General features: G+C 30.3%; 22 protein-coding genes. 13 read left to right on the forward strand and 9 right to left on the reverse strand.

Translation table 11 applies throughout. The annotated features are described in order from the left end of the window. Positions 1–3 precede the first annotated feature (3 nt). From H526_RS0119860 to H526_RS0119870, 3 genes are read left to right on the forward strand one after another with little or no spacing between them, the layout of a single operon-like run. On the forward strand, positions 4–3,717 hold the full coding sequence (locus tag H526_RS0119860) for a metallophosphoesterase (RefSeq protein WP_027394621.1): 3,714 nt from the start codon (positions 4–6) through the stop codon (positions 3,715–3,717). Positions 3,718–3,730: 13 nt separating this feature from the next. Then, the gene (locus tag H526_RS29685) at positions 3,731–4,531 is read left to right on the forward strand and encodes a phosphatase PAP2 family protein (protein WP_035086434.1); all 801 of its coding nucleotides are present in this window, start codon (positions 3,731–3,733) and stop codon (positions 4,529–4,531) included. Between the two features lie 41 nt (positions 4,532–4,572). Then, entirely contained in the window at positions 4,573–5,475 is a 903-nt protein-coding gene (locus H526_RS0119870) for a DUF6268 family outer membrane beta-barrel protein (RefSeq protein ID WP_027394622.1), read from the forward strand. On the opposite strand, the gene cls is transcribed toward H526_RS0119870, so the two are convergent. Beyond that, positions 5,470–6,891 carry a cardiolipin synthase gene (gene cls / locus H526_RS0119875; protein WP_027394623.1) on the reverse strand — a complete coding sequence of 474 codons (1,422 nt, stop codon included), beginning with the start codon at positions 6,889–6,891 and terminating at the stop codon, positions 5,470–5,472. The genes H526_RS0119870 and cls overlap by 6 nt on opposite strands. 125 nt (positions 6,892–7,016) lie before the next feature. Between cls and H526_RS0119880 the strand changes: the two genes are divergently transcribed. Next, positions 7,017–7,433: an arsenate reductase family protein gene (locus H526_RS0119880; protein ID WP_027394624.1), complete on the forward strand. Its 417-nt coding sequence runs from the start codon at positions 7,017–7,019 to the stop codon at positions 7,431–7,433. Positions 7,434–7,687: 254 nt separating this feature from the next. Here the strand turns inward: H526_RS0119880 and H526_RS0119885 are convergent, their stop codons facing one another. Then, positions 7,688–7,867, reverse strand: a complete 180-nt coding sequence (locus H526_RS0119885; RefSeq protein ID WP_027394625.1) for a hypothetical protein — start codon at positions 7,865–7,867, stop codon at positions 7,688–7,690. 15 nt (positions 7,868–7,882) lie between these two features. Beyond that, positions 7,883–8,047 (reverse strand): DUF1328 domain-containing protein, encoded by a 165-nt coding sequence (locus tag H526_RS31535; RefSeq protein WP_035086101.1) that lies wholly within the window; start codon positions 8,045–8,047, stop codon positions 7,883–7,885. Between the two features lie 204 nt (positions 8,048–8,251). On the opposite strand from H526_RS31535, the gene H526_RS0119895 reads away from it, so the two are divergent. From H526_RS0119895 to H526_RS0119905, 3 genes are all read left to right on the forward strand, one after another. Then, positions 8,252–9,295 (forward strand): helix-turn-helix domain-containing protein, encoded by a 1,044-nt coding sequence (locus tag H526_RS0119895; protein WP_027394626.1) that lies wholly within the window; start codon positions 8,252–8,254, stop codon positions 9,293–9,295. Between the two features lie 178 nt (positions 9,296–9,473). Beyond that, entirely contained in the window at positions 9,474–10,499 is a 1,026-nt protein-coding gene (locus H526_RS0119900) for a helix-turn-helix domain-containing protein (protein WP_027394627.1), read from the forward strand. Positions 10,500–10,621: 122 nt separating this feature from the next. After that, the gene (locus H526_RS0119905; protein WP_027394628.1) at positions 10,622–10,972 is read left to right on the forward strand and encodes a hypothetical protein; all 351 of its coding nucleotides are present in this window, start codon (positions 10,622–10,624) and stop codon (positions 10,970–10,972) included. Here H526_RS0119905 and H526_RS0119910 read toward each other — a convergent pair. Then, positions 10,962–11,663 (reverse strand): SOS response-associated peptidase, encoded by a 702-nt coding sequence (locus H526_RS0119910; RefSeq protein WP_027394629.1) that lies wholly within the window; start codon positions 11,661–11,663, stop codon positions 10,962–10,964. The genes H526_RS0119905 and H526_RS0119910 overlap by 11 nt on opposite strands. Positions 11,664–11,906: 243 nt before the next feature. Between H526_RS0119910 and H526_RS0119915 the strand changes: the two genes are divergently transcribed. Continuing rightward, the gene (locus H526_RS0119915) at positions 11,907–12,926 is read left to right on the forward strand and encodes a helix-turn-helix transcriptional regulator (protein ID WP_051336251.1); all 1,020 of its coding nucleotides are present in this window, start codon (positions 11,907–11,909) and stop codon (positions 12,924–12,926) included. A 107-nt stretch (positions 12,927–13,033) separates the two neighbouring features. Here H526_RS0119915 and H526_RS0119920 read toward each other — a convergent pair whose 3' ends face one another. After that, positions 13,034–13,483, reverse strand: coding sequence for a ferritin-like domain-containing protein (locus H526_RS0119920; protein ID WP_027394631.1), 450 nt, complete (start codon positions 13,481–13,483; stop codon positions 13,034–13,036). A gap of 373 nt (positions 13,484–13,856) precedes the next feature. Between H526_RS0119920 and H526_RS0119925 the strand changes: the two genes are divergently transcribed. From H526_RS0119925 to H526_RS0119940, 4 genes are read left to right on the forward strand one after another with little or no spacing between them, the layout of a single operon-like run. Beyond that, positions 13,857–14,069, forward strand: a complete 213-nt coding sequence (locus H526_RS0119925) for a hypervirulence associated TUDOR domain-containing protein (protein ID WP_027394632.1) — start codon at positions 13,857–13,859, stop codon at positions 14,067–14,069. A gap of 29 nt (positions 14,070–14,098) precedes the next feature. Continuing rightward, positions 14,099–14,344 (forward strand): hypothetical protein, encoded by a 246-nt coding sequence (locus tag H526_RS29695; RefSeq protein WP_027394633.1) that lies wholly within the window; start codon positions 14,099–14,101, stop codon positions 14,342–14,344. Between the two features lie 11 nt (positions 14,345–14,355). Next, entirely contained in the window at positions 14,356–14,508 is a 153-nt protein-coding gene (locus tag H526_RS0119935) for a YqaE/Pmp3 family membrane protein (protein ID WP_027394634.1), read from the forward strand. Between the two features lie 4 nt (positions 14,509–14,512). Next, a complete protein-coding gene (locus tag H526_RS0119940; protein WP_155839738.1) occupies positions 14,513–15,025 on the forward strand; it encodes a hypothetical protein in 513 nt (170 codons plus the stop codon). Positions 15,026–15,043: 18 nt separating this feature from the next. Here H526_RS0119940 and H526_RS0119945 read toward each other — a convergent pair whose 3' ends face one another. The 4 genes from H526_RS0119945 to H526_RS0119960 form a co-directional block, all read right to left on the reverse strand. Continuing rightward, the gene (locus tag H526_RS0119945) at positions 15,044–16,075 is read right to left on the reverse strand and encodes an AI-2E family transporter (RefSeq protein ID WP_118390040.1); all 1,032 of its coding nucleotides are present in this window, start codon (positions 16,073–16,075) and stop codon (positions 15,044–15,046) included. Between the two features lie 36 nt (positions 16,076–16,111). Then, positions 16,112–17,011, reverse strand: coding sequence for a mechanosensitive ion channel family protein (locus tag H526_RS0119950; RefSeq protein WP_027394637.1), 900 nt, complete (start codon positions 17,009–17,011; stop codon positions 16,112–16,114). A gap of 19 nt (positions 17,012–17,030) precedes the next feature. Then, entirely contained in the window at positions 17,031–18,125 is a 1,095-nt protein-coding gene (locus H526_RS0119955) for a DNA topoisomerase IB (protein ID WP_027394638.1), read from the reverse strand. A 178-nt stretch (positions 18,126–18,303) separates the two neighbouring features. Beyond that, entirely contained in the window at positions 18,304–18,879 is a 576-nt protein-coding gene (locus tag H526_RS0119960) for a hypothetical protein (RefSeq protein ID WP_027394639.1), read from the reverse strand. 303 nt (positions 18,880–19,182) lie between these two features. Here H526_RS0119960 and H526_RS0119965 point away from each other — a divergent pair, with 303 nt between their 5' ends. Continuing rightward, entirely contained in the window at positions 19,183–19,902 is a 720-nt protein-coding gene (locus tag H526_RS0119965; protein WP_035086104.1) for a flavodoxin family protein, read from the forward strand. Positions 19,903–19,934 lie beyond the last annotated feature (32 nt).

Genomic DNA, 19,934 nt, shown 5'->3' on the forward strand with positions numbered 1-19,934 from the left:
ATAATGATAAAAATAAAACATACAATTCTTCTTATTCTAACAATACTAGTTTCTAGTTGTGCACTTTACGAACCTAAGTACAGAGAACCTTTTGATGAATCGATTACTGCTAATGAAAAAGAAATTGAAAAGACTTTTTATTTAATAGGTGATGCGGGATATGCACAGCCTAATAAGAGCACACCTGCATTATTAGCCTTCGAGAAATATCTTGATAACCATAAACAAGAAGGAAACTATACTATTTTTTTAGGAGATAATATTTATCCAGATGGAATGCCTAAAAAAGATAAAAAAGACAGGAAAATTGCAGAACATCGATTAGATGTCCAAATCGAAGCGGTTAAAAATTTTGAAGGACAAGTGTTTTTTATTCCTGGGAATCATGATTGGTATAATGAAGGTTTAAAAGGATTAGAACGACAAGAAAAGTATTTTGAGAAAAAATTAAAAGACAAGAAAGTATTTCGTCCATCAAAAGGCTGTGCATTAGAAAGTATAGAGATCACCGACGATATTCAATTAATTATTTTAGATTCTCAATGGTACTTAGAAGATTGGGATAAACATCCTACAATTAATGACAATTGCCCAGAAATCAAAACAAGAGAAGCTATGTTTCTCGAAGTAGAAAGTGAATTTAAGAAAAATCAAGATAAAACCATTGTATTTGCATTACACCATCCTTTATATACAAACGGAGTTCACGGAGGTAAATATGCACCAATAAAACACTTATATCCTTCTCAAAAAAAGATACCATTACCTGTTCTTGGATCTCTAGCAATGCAAATACGTACTTCTGGAGCCATTTCAACTCAGGATAATCAGAATAAACAATATAAATCTCTAGTCAGGAGATTAGAAACATTAGCAAGAGGAGTAGAACGAATTATTTTTACTTCGGGACATGAACATTCTTTACAATACATAGAGCACAAAGGGATTAAGCAAATTGTATCTGGTGCTGGAGCTAAAAACTCTTTCGCAAAACTTAATAATAATGGACTTTTTGCTTACGGAGGTCAAGGTTTTATTCGATTAGATATCCATAAAGATGGGTCTTCCTGGGCTTCTTTTTTTGGAGTTGAGAATAGTGAGCCAAAACTGCTTTTTCGAAAAGAAATTTATAAAAAAGTAGAGCAATATGATATTTCTAGTATACCCGAGAGTACAGATCAAACAGTGATGGCGTCTGTCTATAAAAAAGAAGGTACGGATCGCACCGATTTTTATGAGAGTATCTGGGGAGATCATTATAGAGATTTGTATGGAAAAAAAATTAAAATCAAGGTTGCTATCTTAGATACGCTTTACGGAGGTTTGGAAGTGGTAAGAAAAGGAGGAGGACATCAAACACGTTCCTTAAGGTTAAAGAGTAAAGATGATAGGGAATATAACATGCGTGCACTTAAAAAAAGTGGGGTTAAATTTCTTCAATCTACTGTTTTCCAAAGTAATTATATAGAAGAATCTTTAGAGAATACGATTTCTGAGGATATCTTATTAGATTTTTATACTGCATCACACCCTTATATTTTTACTGTTATTCCTGATTTATCTGATGCAGTTGGGATTTATCATACAAATCCAAAGGTTTATTATGTGCCTAAGCAGAAGGCTTTGGGTAAACATAATGATACGCATGGAGATGAATTATATATGATTGAAGAGCGTCCAGAAGAAAATCATAAGAATTTAGAATCATTTGGTAAACCGGACGATATAGAGAGTACTTCTGATGTATATGAGCGTCTACGAAGAGATGAAAAATATAAAATAGATGAACCTGCTTTTATTAGAGCAAGACTGTTCGATATGTTAATAGGTGATTGGGATAGACATCAAGATCAATGGCGCTGGGCAGAGTATAAATTAGAAAATGGGAATCATATTTTTAAACCTATTCCACGAGATAGAGATCAAGCATTTTCTAATTTCGATGGTGGGTTTTTGGGAACACTAAAAGGGCTACTTGGATTTGCAAATCAATTTCAGATTTATGATGAAGAATTAAAAGAGGTAAAATGGATCAATGCATCCGCAACCAGATTAGACCGAACCTTAATCCAAAATAGTGGAAGAGAAGAATGGCTAAAACAAGCAAAATACATTCAGGAAAATCTTACGGATATTGAAATTGAAAATGCATTTAAAAATATCCCTCCAGAAGCAAAAGGGGAAGATTTAGACCGTATTAAGAAAAACCTAAAAGGTAGAAGAAAGAACTTAATGGATATTGCTAATAGGTATTATGATTACCTAGCAAGTCTAGCTATCGTGATGGGGACGGATAAAGATGATTTAATAGAGATTATACGAACAGAAAAAGGAAAAACAAGAGTCCTTGTTTCTCGAATAAAAGATGGAAAGAAAGGGATTGTTGTAAGTGATAAAATTTTTGATAAAAAAGAAACTAAAGAAATTTGGATTTATGGATTGGATGATGATGACGTTTTTGAGTCGAGTGGAAAACCTCAGGACCCAATTCGAATAAATATAATTGGAGGACAAAATAATGATGTTTACAAATTCATGAAAGGTCGCAGAATTTCTGTGTATGATCATAAAAGTAAACCTAACACTGTGGAGAAAAGAGGAGGTGCAAAAATTAGATTTACAGATAATTATCATATAAATAGTTTTGATAAAGATGAAAAAGTAAGAACCACTTCTTCTGTATTACCAGTTATAGGTTTTAATCCAGATGATGGGGTTCGTGTTGGACCTATGTTAATTTATACTATTAATGGATTTCATCGTAATCCTTTTTCTAGTAGTCATAGTTTTTCTGGCGGATATTATTTTGCAACCCAAGGTTTTGATTTAGGTTATCGAGGAGAGTTTGCAGGAATTTTAGGTGATTATAACTTGTTTGTAGGAGCCACTTATACAAGTCCAAATTTTGCAGCTAACTTTTTTGGTTTTGGAAATGAAACTGAAAACAATCAAGATGAACTTGATTTTGATTATAACCGAGTAAAATTAAGTACATACGCTGTATCCTTAGGTGCTGTTAAAAATGGTCGTTTGGGAAGTAATTTTGAATATAAAGGATCTCTAGAAGGAATCAAAGTTGACGACACCGCGAATAGATTTATTACTCAGGAAGCAGGTTTTGATAATTCAGAGTTTTTTGAGCGCAAATGGTTTGCTGGGCTAGATGGAACCTATCGATATGAAAGTTATGATGTGGTTTTAAACCCCACTCGAGGAATGAAATTTGAAGTTAATGTTGGAGGAAGAATGAATCTGGATGATACTAAAAGAACTTTCGGTTATATAAAACCACACTTAGGATTTTATAACTCATTGAGTCGTAACCGTAGAGTAGTTTTAAAAACAGCCATTCAAGGTCAATTTAATATAGGAGAGAATTATGAATTCTATCAAGCTGCTCAACTTGGAGCGGATAATCTATTACGTGGTTACAGAACGGAACGATTTACAGGACAATCTTCATTAGCAGGTAGTGCTGATATAAGATATAGTTTCAAACAGTTTAAAACTAGAATTTTACCCCTTCAAATAGGAGTGTTTACAGGAGTTGACACTGGAAGAGTTTGGATTGCCGATAATGATACATCTGATAAGTGGCACAGTGATTATGGAGGAGGTCTATGGATAAATAGTACTAATGCCATGAAAGCAACTTTTAATCTTTTTGCTGGAGAAGATGGTGCTAGATTTTCTTTTGCATTTGCATTTAAATTTTAAAAACTATTATAATATGACTTTTAAATACGTAATATTATTAACATCAATGTTTCTTATATCTAATTTGTTTTCACAAACGGATTCTCCATATGAAACTGATCTATGGATAGATGGTGCTTGGGTTACTGGAGCTGTAGGAGGCTCTGTATATGGCTTCACATTACTATTGAATAAAGAAGGAATTACTGAGCAAGAATTAGGAAATCTTAATAAAGATGATATTTTTTTTATTGATCGCTGGGCAGCAGGAAATTATTCTGAGCGAGCCAGTCAAATTAGTGATATCCCTTTTTATACCTCTTTTGCAACCCCCTTTTTATTGTTGTTAAATAAAAACACAAGACGTGATTCTGGAAAATTATCAATTATGTTAGTGGAAAGTATGGCAACAGCGGGAGCTTTATTTACAATTACTGCTGGTTTGGTAAATAGACCACGTCCTTTAGTATATGCAGAAGACACTCCTTTAAAAGATAGATTGTCAAAAGACTCGCAACGTTCATTTTTTAGTGGACACGCTGCGGCATCCGCAGCAGCAACTTTTTTTGCTGCTAAAGTTTTTAGCGACTATTTTCCAAATTCCAAAGCTAAACCATTTGTTTGGGCAGGTGCAGCTGTATTACCCGCAGTGGTAAGTTACTTTCGTGTTCAATCAGGAAATCATTTCCTTACGGATGTGATTTTAGGATACGCAATTGGAGCTACTACTGGTATTTTAGTTCCAGAATTACATAAAAAGAAAAACAAAAAATTAAGTATTACACCAGGTATCGGATTACATCAACAAAGTATCAGGCTTTCTTATCGTTTCTAAAGAAATAAGGTGCTTAATTTTTTTTAATTAATTGTAAATCAATGAATAAATTCTGTTTTTCTATATCCATTTTCTTTTTTTTCTGTTCATTTACCATGTTAGGTCAAGTCAGTGATCTAGCTAGAGTTGAGTACACTTATTTTCCACAAAGAGGAAGTGATAACTCTTTTAAACGGTTTAGAGCATTATTAAATTACCCCATAAAACTAGATGATAAAGGAAGTTATCTGGTAACTGGATTAGAGTATAGAGAAGTTAATTTTGACTATGAAGATCTTACTTCGTTTGATGTATCAGGATTTGACCGTTTACGCTCTGCAGAATTTACTATAGGATATACTTTTAAATTAAAGAATGATTGGCGTTTTGCCATAAAATCTGGTGCCATGGTTGCTTCCAATTTTGAAAACAATAAAATTACAAGTGATGATTTACTATATTCTGGTGCGATTTTCTTTATTAAAGACAAAAAAAATGAAGGTTTAAAAAAACCATGGAGATTGATTTTAGGTCTTCAATATTCGACTACAGCAGGAAGACCATTTCCACTACCAATTGTCAATTATTTTAAAGAGTTTCATCCTTCTTGGTCGTATTCCTTAGGAGTTCCTAAGAGTAATATAAAATATGCTATTGATGAAAAAAACAAATTACAGGTGTTTGCTACCTTAGATGGTTTTTATGCAAACCTTCAAAATGACCGATTAGTTACCAATGGTTCCATTGGCTCAAGAAATCAAGTAGCAGAAAATATATCAATGACAATAGCCTTAGGAGGTTTAGGTTATGAACATTTATTTACGAAACACTTAGTTTTTTATAGTTATTTTGGATATACCTTGTTGAACGATATAAGATTACGAAATGATGATCAGGAAAATGTGCTAACAATAAACGATCAGAACAGCTTTTATATAAGAGGAGGACTTAAATTGAAATTATAATAAAGGACTAAAAAATCTGGCAACTCCTTCTGATAGTTTTCTTTTAATAGATCTATTTTTGTAAGTTTTATATTCTAATAAGAAACTGTTATTACAGTCTGAAATAAAGTCTTTACAAACATTTTCTGCCACAGTTTTATCATAAATTAAAGCATTTGTTTCAAAATTGTGTTCAAAACTTCTATGGTCAAAATTTCCAGATCCTATGGAGACTATTTCACCATCCATTACAATTACTTTACTATGAAGAAAATCATCTTTTTGTTGGTGTATTTCAATACCTAAAAAGAGCAATTCTTCGAAAAAAGATAGCATACTATATTTGGCTAACCAAGAATCTGATTTTTTAGGAACTAATAATTTTATATTTACTCCACTGAGTGCAGCCATTCTTAATGCTTCTAGCATTGCATTATTAGGGATAAAATATGGGTTAGAAATATAGATATACTTTTCTGCCAGATTGATCATCGATATGTATTGATGCATTATTGATGCATAATCCGAATCAGGTCCTCCAGCAACAATTTGGACTGGTATTGTTCCTTCATCTTCTATTTTTGGAAGATAATGGTCGGTTAATAGAAGTTCTTGATCACTCGCAAAGTAATAGTCTTTAATGAAAACTCTATGCAAGTTGTCTACTGCTGGGCCTTTAATATATAAGTGTGTGTCATCCCAAATACCTAATTCCGAATTTGACTTAATATATTTGTCAGAAATATTAACCCCACCAGTAAAGCCAACTTTACCGTCCACAATAATTATTTTTCTATGATTTCGATAGTTTAAAGTGAACAAAAAACTACCATAATGTAAAGGCATAATTGGATATACTTTTACTCCAATACTTTTTAATTTTTTAACTGCTTTTTTGCGAAGTGAGTAGCTTCCAATTGCATCATATAATATTCTAACTTCAACTTTGTTTTCAAGTTTTTCTTTCAACAGTGAATAGAGTTTTTCAAAAAGCTCTCCTTCTTCAAAAATGTAATATTGTAAATGAATAAACTTTTCAGCTTTTTGTAATTCTTCGAAAATGGTATCGAATGTTTTTTTACCGTTCTGCAGTACTTCAACTTTATTTGATGCTTGTGTTCCGAAATTAGAACTGTTTCGCATTAGTTTTGATAGTTTTGAAGATTTATTGTCCGTAAATACTAAGTGTTTCTCCTTGGTAAACCTATCTCCAAAATTTTGTTCATATAAACGCCTTCTGACTGTTTGTTTAAGTTTAAAAAATTTGAAACGTCTTCGATTAACACCAAAAATGATATAAAGAAAAATTCCTATTACTGGCAGAATCAAAACAATAAGTAACCAGCTTAGGGATTTTGTAGGCCTTGAACCATATAATATAATATGTAAAATTGCGAGTGAAGTAAGAAGAATATAGAGGCTAATAGCAATGATCATTTTATGAGGTATTAATGTAATGTATTAGCAAATTTATTTTGTAAATGGGCTACCATTTATTCGGATCGGATTATCAAAGCATAATCTAAAAATATATTTTTATAAAAATAAAAAATTCATTGATTATGGGGGTTATTTCGACTGATAAAAATAAAATCATATTAATTTACAATTCCAAAGAGTCTATTGGTAAGCAAACATATAGCTATGTTGTCGCATCAGAAAAAGATATTCTTGCTATAGATACAACTAAAACGGAAATACCTGGGACACAATGGTTAGAAATAGCAGAAAATCTGGGTATAAATATTTCGGATTTGATTCAAAAAAAATTTCCAAATTATCAAGGACTATATGATCCAAATGTAACCCTAAATACGCATGATTGGTTAAAGGTTATAAAAAAGAATCCTAGAATCGTAAGGCGGCCTATTCTAATAATAGGAGAACAATTCCATCAAATAGAAACTCCATCTGATTTTGTAAGGATTATGGAATCTAACAGTGCTGACGAATTAAATACTCCCTCAAAAGAAGGATAAAATAAATGTTTTATTAATCTAACTATTTCAAAGATGCATTCGTCATAAACGACATACTATTTAAGTCAAAATATTAATGTAATAGATGCACATGATTAGAAACAATACGAAAAAGAAATTAATCGCCATTTTTACGATTTTCTTTAACTGAAAATTTCGCATCTCTTGTTAATTTAAGTTTATTTTTTTTACAAAAACAGGTAATTGACCAACGTACAGTTACCTGTTTTTATTCAACTAATTTTATTTAAAAATTAGTTGTCATCTGTAGCATCTTCTACAGCGTCTTTTACTTCTTCAGCACCATCTTCTACTGCATCACCTACATCTTCTACTGCATCTTCTACTTTTTCTCCTGTGGTTTTTTCTCTACAGCTTAATGTACTCGCAAATAAGAAGCACATAGCAGTAATTGATATGATTGTTTTTTTCATGATATTATATTTAATTTAAGCTTTAAATTTCTTACCGAATATGAGAGATACTATAAAAAGTACTATGAATATAAAAAATAAGATTTTTGCAATACTAGCAGCCCCTGCTGCGATACCACCAAATCCGAAAACTCCAGCAACTATTGCCAAAATGATGAAAATTACTGTCCAACGTAACATAATTAGTGTTTTTAATTATTAAATGACTCTAAGTGAGTGATTTGTTTTTCAAATCGTTTACAGTGTAAAGGTCAATAAATCTATCTTAACTCTTTAGCTGTATCGCTTGTAACATTGACTCCTTTGCTTTTTGGTTATTATTTTGTTAAAATTCTATAAAATAAGGGTATCTTTAGATTGTAATTTTTCTAAAAGTATATTTAGTTGAAAAAAAAGATACGCTTACAAGATCAAAAGGTCCAGGATATTGTCATAGATATGGCCAATGATCTAGGAGTAAGTTATGAGAAATCTAACCAAGAGTATTGTGTTCGTATACCAGAAAATATGGGTTCAGGATATATTCGTTCTTTTGAATTTGATTTTGGAGTAGGTGTTGTAGAGACAGATTATTTATTGAAAAAGGAATTTCAATTTCATTTAAAAAAAGGAATTGTACATCCACTAAAAGTAATTTTTAATAGAGAATCTAACTTTTTTCATTGTTTTGAAGAAGATGATAAATTGAATGAAGTAAAAAGATTAGAAAGTGTTATTGCTGCCAGTACGCCTACTAATAATCATATTTTTAAAATCCCTGCCGATCAACCGATTTGTATTTTTAGTTTAGAAATAAATAGAAAATTGTTTGAAGAGAAAATAGAGTCTTTTCTTCCGGATATGAATGAAGATCTCATGAATTTATTTCGAGATGTGAACGGAATCAGACAATTTTATTATAAAAACTATTATAGCTTAGAGATTTCAAAACTAATTTCTGAGTTTACAGAGTGCGAACTAACAGGATTTATGAGGCAAGTTTATTTAGAAGGTAAAGCTTATGAAATATTTACACTTCTTTTAAAACAATATTTAGATGATTTAAGAGATCCCGATAAACGTCAGATTATACGACAGGCTACTATAGAGTCTATAGAAACTGCTGTATCTATCATAGAAAATGAAATCGAAACTATTGGTAATATTGTTAATATTGCTAAACGAGTAGGATTAAATCAGAATACTCTCCAAAACGGTTTTAAACAATTATACAATACTTCGGTTAATGAGTTTATAAAAAATCATAGAATTGAGACAGCAAAGGATTTGTTAGAATCTTCAAATCTTAATATTACCGAAATCACATACAAGGTCGGAATAAACTCTAGAAGTTATTTTTCTAAATTATTTAAGAAAAAATATGGGATTGCTCCTAAACAATATCTTGATAAAGTTAGAAATAATAAAGACGATTCTAGATCAGCTTGACACTTTTTTTTGCTTAATGCGTAAGCTATTTTATTAAGTACTTTTCTTTTTCTTATACTTTTCTTTTTTATAAAACTGATCAATAGTGTTAGTATAAATTTCAAAATTGTTAATGTGTTTGAGGTAAATCTAATTTCTTTGTAAAAAGCGCAAATTATAAGTTAGATTACACAATAGTATGCAGAGAATTGAAATACATAGTATTGAAGGTTCGGAAATATTAAAACAATTAAATGATTATTTAAAAGGGGAAGTTGAAGAACAATGGGGTGAGTATGTTCTCCGTTTTGATAATAAGTTTGGAAAAGGAATTATACGTAGTATTTCGTTTGATTGGGGAGTGTCATTATTAGATTATGATCTTCACTTTTTTGAAGATACTAAAGTCATTTTTACAATAAAAGATGTCAATCCGATAGAATTTATTTTTATTTCTGAAGGTAGATTAGAATATGATAATGATTCAAATGATGAAAAATCGCAGTGTTTTGAACGTTATCAAAATATTATTATATCTACAAAAAAGCTATCTAAGGAAGCGTATGTTTTTCCTAAGTTAGAGGATGTAAAAGTTAATTTTATATACATTTTACCTAGAGAGTATGCTAAGAAAAACAATAATAATCTCTCTTATTTAGGTAAGAAGTTACTATCTGTATTTAATCAAGAAGAATCATCATTACCTTATCATCATTTTGGTAATTACAATCTCAAAATAGCTGATCAGATAGAGCAGTTAAAAAAGAGTAATGATATTGGAATTGTTAGGACTCTTTCTATAGAAGGTCAGTTAAATCTAATAATGGCAATGCAGTTATTAGAACATTTTAATCACGAAAATGAGGTAGGCTTACCAGAATCCTTGTCAAAAGAGGATATAAAAAAGATTCAAAACCTCTCGGGTTACATCATAGATAATATTTCTGATCCTCTTTCTGTAAATTTATTGGCCAATAAAGCCGGTGTTAGTACTAAGAAATTACAATTAGGATTTAATATACTATATTCTAAGTCTGTGAATGAGTATATCAGGCAACTAAAATTAGAAGTTTCTCGAGATTATATTAAGAATACAAATGATTCTATTTCTGAAATAGTATATAATATAGGTTTAAAAAGTAGAAGTTACTTTTCTAAAATATTTTTTGAACGTTACGGGATTCTGCCTACAGAGTATAGAAAAAAAGTTAAAAGGGATAAATAAGTTTTGCGTAAGCACATGTTTAGAATGTGGATAAGAGGAGTATCTTTTAGGAAAGGTATGTCTTTTATTATTGGGATATTAAATTTTGATAACTTGTAGAATAAAGTATAACCCAAATTTGTATGAATAAAACCTTAATACAAAACGAAAAAGCAATAGTTAATTTAAAATTTAAAACAACCTTACCCTTAGAAGATCTAGAAAAAATCTCATCAGAAAGGAAGCGTATTCTAAAAAAGACTAGAGGATTGGTTTCTTTGCATTGTTATGTAAATGACGAAACTAAAACCTTTGGAGGGATTTTTATGTTTGAGGAAATTAGGTTTGCTAATCAGTATTTAGAAAATTTTTTAACTGAAGGAATGGGTCCTAAATATGGTGTTATTGCTAAAACACTTAAAATTGATATAGGTGCTGTTAAGTATAAAATTGATGGAGAAAACTTAGATTCTTATGGCAATATTATGGAGTAGGGATGTTTTTATAATAGACAGGCGCTAACATGGATTCATATGATATATCGTTTTTAAAAAACTCTTTAGCAATAGTGTGTGCTTCTAATTCAGAAGAGGATGATGTTCTAAGGATATGATCAATTTCTGTCATTTCTGTTTCGGTGTTTAACCAGTTTTTAAGAGTTTTTTTTGATATAATAATGGGCATAGTAGAGTTAAGGTTTTGTATTGCTTTAACTACTCCAGTCGATGTTGATGTCAACATGCTACAAGTAATAAACCCATCATCTAATGTGTTGTAAACTCCCGCTATAAAAAAAGGCTTTTTATTTTTTTGATAAACATAATATGGATATAGACTTCCATTAGACAAATGATAAACGAAAAATCCCGTAATAATAATAACACACCGTCTGTTTTTAAAAGAATCTCGGAATAATTGATTTGTGTCTAATTGTTCTGTATGAATTTGAAGAGTATTATAAACTTTTTGAAAATCATTCCATTCATCTTTGTAATCATGAGGCAATAGCCCCCAAATACCATAAGATATATAATCAGGATTTTCTGTAGTAATGATAGAAATGGTTGATTCTTCGCTTCCATCGATTACACGTCTAGGAGAGTAAAGTTTAGGAAACTTAAAATTGAATCCTACTTCCTCTTCAATAACTTCTCTTTCCGCTTCGTTTGCAATTTTTTTAAACATCTCTTTTTCTTACCGTTGCAAGTAAAAAAAATTTAAGAAATAAAATTATCTCGTATAATTTAATTCGTAACGCATTTACTAGTTATTGGTAAATATATTAATAAATGTTCGACTTTTTTTTCAATAGAGTTAAGCAAAAACTTAATAAAGATAAAGAATTGACAATTTAGCTGCTAATTTTGCAATAAGAGTTTAGTTGTAAGATTCTAAAAATCAATTAGGTAAATAGTTAATCTGGGTGTTATGGAAAATGTAAAAGACAATGGCATAAATATTCCATCCGAATTAGGTGTACTAAATACGTATCTACCTGGAAATATAGAAGTAAATTACGATATTCACATACTCACGATAGATTCATCCTTTGGTAAAGGTCAGGTTAGGCATACAAGTTTGCAAAATGGATTGGAAAGCTATGACTTTGACATTAAGTTATATCAAACTGTAAAAATTCCTATAAATTATATTGCAACAGACGCTCTTCAGTTTTTTTACTGTTTAGAAGGGTATTGTAATCATCAATTTGAAGATTTCGAGGAAAAGGTAAAAATAGATCAATTTCAAACCGCTGTTGCTCATAGTAATCCTCAATTGTCTAACAGTATAATAATAGAAAAAAATACTTCTTTTATGTTTAATATTATATGTATTAATAAAAAAGAATATTTTGATAAGTTTAGTGCAGAAAATAATCGTTTCGATAAGAAGATTCAAGATCTTTTATCTGATATTAAAAATAAATCAAAACACTTTCATTTAGGTAATTATAATTTAAAAATAGCAGAACAACTAAAATTGTTGTTTGGGATAGAGCATAGTAATGAAATTTCTGAGCTACTTTCACAGAAGGGTAGGTACTATCTTATTTTGGCTAAACATATAGAACAATTCCATACAGAGATCGAGAATAATTCTAATACAAGTGGCCTTCTTAAAAACGAGTTGATATCTATTTCCGAATTGGGCGAGTATATTAAAGAACATCCCGAAATCCAACATAGTATTAGAACATTGTGTTTGCAATCAGGACTTTCTCCAGCTAAATTACAAGAAGGTTTTAAGTTTATATTTGATAGAACAGTATCAGATTTTGTTAGAAATATTCGCTTAGAAAAGGCGGAAAAATTGATTAGAACAACAGATTTATCGATATCTGAAATTGTTTATTCTATAGGATTGACAAGTAGAAGTTATTTCTGTAAAATTTTTAAGAGAAAGTACTTCTGTAGCCCTAAAGAATATAAAATAAGAAAGTCTTGTTAAATATAATTAGCAGACGATCTAATTCATAAGTTTAAATAATAGAAACATAAAAAGATCACTCCGTAGTCTAAAATATTAGATGGAGTGATCTTTTTATATCAATTAGTTTAGGTAAGATCTTCTAATCTTTTGATCGTAGATAATCCACTTTCTATCTTATTTTTTTGCTCCACTAAAATTGACTTGGTACTTAAAGGAAGTGTCGTTTCTGAAAGTACATCGTTATATTCTTCTACCGAAGCTTTTTCACCTCTAATCGCTTCTTCAAGCATAGATTCTTCATTATCACCAGAAACGAAAGATTTAATATCCATCCACGTTCTGTGTAAGTTTCCGGATATACTACCACCCTTATCTACTTCTTGGCCAAAAGATTTAATTTCATTTTTTAATTCATGCCCAAAATCATAGCGTTCTTGAGCTTTCTGATTAAAATAATTTTTAAGAGGAGTATGAGTTACATTCTCAGCAGCTTTTTTAAAGCCTTTTTCCGCATCATACGTTTTTTCAAGCAAATCATTTAGTTTATTACCTGTTTTTTCAGAATACGTTGCCATATTTTTTCAATTTTTAAGTTTTACGATATTTTCTTTTGAGATGTCTATCGCTTTTCATCTTATATTTTTAAAATTCTTTTTTGAGAAAATTTGTTTGCGATTGATTTTAGTTTTGATTAATCCTTTCGTAACAACTAAGATGATACCAGTTGCGAATCCACAAACAAAAATCAATAGAATTTCTAATAACATATCTTATGTTTCTGAACTCTAAATTAGAGTAATGATGAGTAAAACATTTGTTCTAAACAGTGAAAAGTTAACTCATTTGATTTTCGGTAAGAGCACTAAGATTGTAGTGGTTTTGAGTTAATAAAAATTTCGATTGAATCAGTTAGTGTGATATAATAAATTGATATTGTCGCTAAAAATCATGATAAGAAAAGGAACTTTAGTACAATGGAAGTGGGGAAATGGAATTGCAGAGGGTAAAGTTATAGAAACGTACACGAAAGAAGTTACTAGAACTATTAAAGGAACTAAAGTCTCTAGAAATGGAAAAGAAAATAATAAGGCATTATACATCGAGCAAGAAAACGGAGATCACGTTCTCAAAAGTGAAAGTGAGGTTGAGAGAACTTTTTAGATTTTTTTGTTTTAATAGACTTAGAGCTTATGATAAAAAAAGGAACAAAAGTACAGTGGGCGCAAGATCAATTTGTGCATTTTGGAGTTGTAGAAGAGACTTATACATATAAAGTAACTAGAAAAATAAAAGAAAATTCAGTAGTCAGTTTTAGCAATACTAGCGTAGCCCTATATATTAAAGTAATCGATGGGACATTTGTATTAAAAAATGAAACAGAAGTACTGCTTAATCTTCAATCAGTAAATAAAAAAGAGAAAAATATAAATTATTAAAATTAAAAAGTATGTCATTATTAACCATTATTCTAAATATATTTTTACCACCCTTAGCAGTCTTTTTGAAACACGGATTAGGGACTACATTTTTAATTAGTTTAGTTCTAACAATTATCGGTTGGATTCCTGGTGTAATTCATGCTTTTATTGTTAATAAATAATTTTGTGAAGAATTTTATAGAATTACAGGAAGTTTTAAAAGCGATTTTTGCTACTGAAAGGAAATATCTTGAAGTCTCAAGAAAAGTTCAGGTTCCGGAGTTATCTCGTTTTTTAAATCATCAAAATATTGTTAGAAATAAATATATAAATGATTTAACAGAAGCATTTGCGTTCAACGAAATAGAGTTAGCTGTTTTCGACATCGAGCATGGTATAATTGAGTCTGGTTTTAATGAGATAAATATTGAACTAAATCATAAAAAGCAGGCCTATGTATCACTAGTGCATTCATGTTTAAAACTTGATCAAAAGTTGATTAAAGCTTGTATTGTCTGTTTAAAAAACAATAAAATACCATTAGATATTCTTGAAGTTTTGACTAAAATTTGTACTTCTTTAATATTTAATGGTATAGATGGAAATAATAAGATAGAAGAATTTAAAGCAAAGGAGCTCGAAAAACAACAAATAGAATTACAAAAAAATCGAAGTAGTTACTTTTATAAAAATTCTTAAAAATATTTAGAAACGATCTTATAGTCGTTCTTCGCCTTTATTATCTATTTTGCCATATTCGGATTTATAGATTTGAACTACTATTAAAAATAAACTTATTAGAAGAGGACCAAAAATAAGTCCTATAAATCCAAAAAGAGGAACTCCAACGATTACCCCAATTAATGTAATTATTGGGTGTACATTGTCTAATCTTTTCAGCACGTATAAACGCACTAAATTATCAGAAGATCCGACAATTACTAGACCATAAATAAGTATTCCCCATGCCTGAAACGTATTTCCTGTAGATAATGCTATTATAAAAATTGGAATGATAGCGATTAGTGTACCGATAAAAGGTATCATAGAACCTACAGTAACAATCACAAACCAAAACATAGGATCTGGTATTCCAAAAATAAAAAAACCAATCAGTGCAACCACCCCTTGAATTATTGCGACTAAAGGAATTCCGACAGCATTAGAACGTACCATTTTTTGACTTTCATCTCCTATAATTCTTAAATTATCATCGTTAATAGGAATATATTCAAAGAGAGATTCTCTTAGCTTTTTTCGATTAGTAAGCATGTAATAAAGCAAAAAATACATAATACCAATAGAAATGAAAACGTTAAAAGTTCCACCAGCTAAATTCTGAAAATTTTCAGCAATCCAAGAAGAAACAGCATCAGGGTCAATTTGATCACTTATATCATACCCAATTTGGGATTCCCAGGTATCAAGTTGTTTTTTAATCGCAAAAACAAATTTTTCCGAGTTTTCAGTAACATTACCTATTTTATTACTTAACATAAGAATTAGACCTATTACTGGTACTAGTATGCCAACAAATGATATCAATAATAATAAACTTGCTGCTAGGTCTGGGTGCCAGCCTTTTCTAATAAGTAATATCATCCATTTTCTTAATATAACATAGATAGTTATTGCTCCTAATATTCCAGACAGATACGGTAGAATCTCACGAAATATAAGTCCTCCGATAAGAAAAATCAGAAGAAGAATAAATACCTGTCGTATAATGTTAGGACTTATGTTTTTTATCATAGATATATTGAGATTAGATAATTTTTCTTACCACTATTCTTCTATTGATGATTGGCTTGCGTTATGTGTTAAACTAAAATTTTTAGGTAGATCTAAAGTACGTATTGGGAATGGAATATTAATATTATTTTGATCATAAACTTCTTTGATCAACATCATTGTTTCACTTTTTGCTTTTGCCACTTCCAGTGCCGAGGTAGAATTAATCCAAAATCGCAATTCATAATTAATAGAACTGTCGCCAAATTCTCTCCATAAAAATAGGACATCTTCCTGATTTTCGACAGCTTTAAAATGATTTACAACGGTATCTATAGTAAGTCTTTTAACTTTTTTTAAGTCTGATTCGTAACCAACACCACATTTAAGTATAACTCTTGATTGCGCTGTTGTAGAATAGTTTTTTATAGGATTCTCAACAACTAATTTGTTTGGAATATATACTAGATTATTATCAACTTGTTTAATAGTCACGGCTCTTAAATCAATATCAATTACTTCTCCTTCATAATCATTAGTTTCTATCCAATCACCGTATTTTAAGTTTTTTATATAAGACAGTACGATACCAGAATATGTGTTAGCGAGTGCGCCTTGAAGTGCTAAACCAACTGCTAACCCTGCAACTCCTGCACCTGCTAAAATGGTATTAAGAGCCTTACCAAGATTTAGTATACCTAAGATAAAAAATAGCCCTAATAATATAACAAAAATTGAAACTAGTTTTGCAATCACCCTTTTCATTGAACGCTGGAGATTACTTTTGTCCAAAAGTTTTAAGGCCAGTTTACTAACATATTTAGATGCGATCAGTGCTATAATAAAGACTATTACTGCGATTAGTAAATTAGGTAAATTTATTATAATAGTATCTAACCAAGATTTTAGTTTTGATAACATTTTATTCCAAGCTTCTACTAATTGATCGTACATAGTATTCTATTTAAATGGTTTATTTTTGATTTAAAAATTCTGGTCTATAGTTTTTTAGTAATTCCAATATCGCTAGTTCGGTATTAGAAAAATAAGCAGTATCCCCATTATAACTATCTACCTTATCGAAATAAGACTTTATAGATCCATTTACATAATGTGCAATTATAGCCGGGTGCACATAGTATTTTTTACAAACGTTTCTGGTATTCCCTAAACTTTGTGCTGCCTTATCATAAGCGGCAAGTATGTTCTGGTGTATTTTTCTTTTGCTATTTGTAACTCCTTTTTCCATAAGTTGTTCAAATACAATAGTAGTAGCTCCCCAGGTTCTAAAATCTTTTGCTGTAAAAAGCTCACCGCCTATCTCGTGTAAATAATTATTTACCATACCACTCTCTACAGAATGTTTTATACCATCGTTATCATAATACTGAAAGAGTTCCCATCCAGGAATTTCTTCACATTTATTTATCAAACGGGTTAATTTTTTATTTCGAAGCGTAACAGAGTGTCGTTTACCTTTTTTACCTACGAATTCAAATTTTGTTTTATCTTTTTGGATATTAACATGACGAGTTCTCATGGTAGATAATCCATAGGTTTTATTTCTTTTTGCATATTGCTCATTACCTATGCGAATATGTGTTTCTTCCATCAGTCGTATAATGAGTGCTAAGACCTTACTTTTAGGCCAGCCTTTTTGTTCTAGATCTGTATCGACTTTTTTTCTGATTTTAGGAAGTTGCTTTCCAAAATCATACATTTTATAAAACTTAGTTTGGCTTCTAATTTTTTGCCAAAGCGGATGATAGCGATACTGCTTTCGTTTTTTTAGATCTCTGCCAGTAGCTTGTAGATGACCATTGTCTAATACAGTAATTCGAACGTTTTTCCATGCTGGTGGGATTACTAACTTTTTGATTCTATCAATATCCTTTTGAACTGATAATATCTCTCCGTTTAGTTTATAAATGAAATCTTCACCTTTTTTATATCTACGAATCGCTAATTTGTGATCATTTGTATACACCAAGTTTAGTTTATCAATAACTTTTTCTGGAGTTTTGATAAGTTTAGTTAAAAACGTTGGATTTGTAATATCAGGAATCATTAATCGGACAAATTATTCTGCATCGGATACTTTGAGATAATGGATAAGTAAAAGCACTCTATTTTTTCTCAGTACTTCGTAAATATTTATTACTTCAATTTTAAATGAAAATGATCTCGTTTACTAAATGCAAAGAGATCATTTTCGATTGAAAAATCAACCATATCTATCGTTGATACTACTTAGTATAGATTACTTTAGTATTTTGCATATTAGATTTGAATTCATTTAAATCTTTAACATACTTATATTGATCGTTAAAAACACGGTCAGGTTTTTCTCCAACAATAATATGTTTAACATTTAGATCAGGAGCGTTAAGAATAACTCTATCTGATACACGTAATTTTTTGTCACCTAAGGTTTGGTCTGTTTCTTTTAATTGAGAAATTACATACAGCTTATCTTTACTAGCTACAATTTCTTGAATTTCTATAGTGTGTTCTTTGTCGCTAACTTCAGCTTCTACAGTTAATGTAAGTTCTTCTTTTTCAACAGAATTAGGCATATCAACATCAACATACGGAACCTCTACTTCTACTTCTTCCATTACCACGACAACTTTCGGGATTTTAACCATTTTGGTTTTAGTTCCCACATTTACATCAGCCCAATCAACATCAAAAGTTGGCAGTTGACCTGATTCGGTCTCTATATCAACATCAACATCAGGTAATTTAGCTTCTTTTTTTTGTTGTACATCACAACTACTAATCAAAAGAATGATCATTAAAACCCCTATAAATTTTTTCATAATTAAATTGTTTAAGATTAGAAATTACTAAGGGCTACCTTATTATTTAACACATCACATTTGCTCTAATGAGATCTTTTTAATTGTTGTAGTAGCCCTCAATTTTTTTAGATACTGCAAAGCTATGGCACTAGTTCTCTTAAACTGTGCGCATATACTATTTTGATTAACTGCTTTGGTTTGAGGTTTTTTTAAAAAAAGGATTTATAGTTATTGAGTTAATAAATATTGCATTTGCACACCTAAGCTTAAAATAAATTATACATTTTATCGGAGTAATAAATAATTCTTAATTCTACATTTATGAGAACTGAAAAGAAAATAGATTTTTCGAACTTAAAGGCTATCTATATCAACTGTACGTTAAAAAATTCTTCGCGGAAAAGTCATACAGAAGGTTTGATGAAGGTATCAATGAATATAATGAGATCAGAAAATGTAATGGTCGAGTATCTTCGATTAGTGGATCATAATATTGCATATGGTTTAATGCCTGATATGAAGAAAGAAGGGAAAGATGTAGATGAATGGCCTGATATTTATAAAAGAATAATGAGTGCGGATATTTTGGTAGTAGGAACACCTATATGGTTGGGCGAAAAATCATCGGTCGCTACTAAATTAATAGAAAGATTATATGGAATGAGTGGAGAAATGAATGATAAAGGACAATATATTTATTACGGAAAAGTAGGGGGTTGTATAATAACAGGTAATGAAGATGGAATTAAACATTGTGCTATGAGTACACTATATGCGTTACAACATTTAGGATACAGCATTCCACCACAAGCAGACTGTGGTTGGATAGGCGAGGCTGGACCTGGACCAAGTTATATGGATGAAGAATCGGGAGCAAAAAATAACGAATTCACTAATCGAAATACAACTTTTATGACGTATAATTTATTGCACCTAGCTAATTTAATAAAGAGTAATGCTGGTTTTCCTTCTTATGGTAATTCTAGGTCGGCGTGGGATGATGGTACACGATGGAATTTTGAAAACCCTGAATACCGTTAATAAAACCTATTTAATTCAATTAATTTTTAGCT

Source organism: Aquimarina latercula DSM 2041 (genome assembly GCF_000430645.1).
In the GTDB taxonomy this organism is placed as follows: domain Bacteria; phylum Bacteroidota; class Bacteroidia; order Flavobacteriales; family Flavobacteriaceae; genus Aquimarina; species Aquimarina latercula.

Coding starts and splice junctions, on each gene's coding strand:
- H526_RS0119860 (WP_027394621.1), top strand. CDS start 4: ATGATAAAAATAAAACATACAATTCTTCTTATTCTAACAATACTAGTT.
- H526_RS29685 (WP_035086434.1), top strand. CDS start 3,731: ATGACTTTTAAATACGTAATATTATTAACATCAATGTTTCTTATATCT.
- H526_RS0119870 (WP_027394622.1), top strand. CDS start 4,573: ATGAATAAATTCTGTTTTTCTATATCCATTTTCTTTTTTTTCTGTTCA.
- cls (WP_027394623.1), bottom strand. CDS start 6,891: ATGATCATTGCTATTAGCCTCTATATTCTTCTTACTTCACTCGCAATT.
- H526_RS0119880 (WP_027394624.1), top strand. CDS start 7,017: ATGGGGGTTATTTCGACTGATAAAAATAAAATCATATTAATTTACAAT.
- H526_RS0119885 (WP_027394625.1), bottom strand. CDS start 7,867: ATGAAAAAAACAATCATATCAATTACTGCTATGTGCTTCTTATTTGCG.
- H526_RS31535 (WP_035086101.1), bottom strand. CDS start 8,047: ATGTTACGTTGGACAGTAATTTTCATCATTTTGGCAATAGTTGCTGGA.
- H526_RS0119900 (WP_027394627.1), top strand. CDS start 9,474: ATGCAGAGAATTGAAATACATAGTATTGAAGGTTCGGAAATATTAAAA.
- H526_RS0119905 (WP_027394628.1), top strand. CDS start 10,622: ATGAATAAAACCTTAATACAAAACGAAAAAGCAATAGTTAATTTAAAA.
- H526_RS0119910 (WP_027394629.1), bottom strand. CDS start 11,663: ATGTTTAAAAAAATTGCAAACGAAGCGGAAAGAGAAGTTATTGAAGAG.
- H526_RS0119915 (WP_051336251.1), top strand. CDS start 11,907: ATGGAAAATGTAAAAGACAATGGCATAAATATTCCATCCGAATTAGGT.
- H526_RS0119920 (WP_027394631.1), bottom strand. CDS start 13,483: ATGGCAACGTATTCTGAAAAAACAGGTAATAAACTAAATGATTTGCTT.
- H526_RS0119925 (WP_027394632.1), top strand. CDS start 13,857: ATGATAAGAAAAGGAACTTTAGTACAATGGAAGTGGGGAAATGGAATT.
- H526_RS29695 (WP_027394633.1), top strand. CDS start 14,099: ATGATAAAAAAAGGAACAAAAGTACAGTGGGCGCAAGATCAATTTGTG.
- H526_RS0119935 (WP_027394634.1), top strand. CDS start 14,356: ATGTCATTATTAACCATTATTCTAAATATATTTTTACCACCCTTAGCA.
- H526_RS0119950 (WP_027394637.1), bottom strand. CDS start 17,011: ATGTACGATCAATTAGTAGAAGCTTGGAATAAAATGTTATCAAAACTA.
- H526_RS0119955 (WP_027394638.1), bottom strand. CDS start 18,125: ATGATTCCTGATATTACAAATCCAACGTTTTTAACTAAACTTATCAAA.
- H526_RS0119960 (WP_027394639.1), bottom strand. CDS start 18,879: ATGAAAAAATTTATAGGGGTTTTAATGATCATTCTTTTGATTAGTAGT.
- H526_RS0119965 (WP_035086104.1), top strand. CDS start 19,183: ATGAGAACTGAAAAGAAAATAGATTTTTCGAACTTAAAGGCTATCTAT.